Annotated in this window: 1 pseudogene; it reads left to right on the top strand. The window is 53.7% G+C overall.

Annotation, left to right across the window (positions count from 1 at the left end):
* Nucleotides 1-246, top strand: a pseudogene (locus FCU66_RS40710) (IS630 family transposase); the annotation flags it as partial.

Raw genomic sequence — 246 nt, 5'->3', positions numbered from 1 at the left:
CAGGTCGAACGCTTCTTCGCCAACCTGACCGAAAAGCAGATCAGGCGCGGCGTCCATAGGTCGACACAGGAGCTGGAAGCGGCAATCAAAACTTACATCGAAGCCGTCAATGCCGATCCAAAGCCCTTCAGATGGACCAAGTCGGCCGACGATATCCTCAACACCATCAAGCGCTTCTGTCTGGCTACGCTTCAAGTCGCACAACACCAAACCGAAATGGCTCAAACTTCGGAATCAGGACACTAG

This window comes from Mesorhizobium norvegicum, from assembly GCF_004919685.1.
GTDB classification, from domain to species: Bacteria; Pseudomonadota; Alphaproteobacteria; order Rhizobiales; family Rhizobiaceae; genus Mesorhizobium; species Mesorhizobium norvegicum.
The sequence above is the reverse complement of the archived record's forward strand: the minus strand, read 5'-3'. Positions and strand labels throughout refer to the sequence as shown.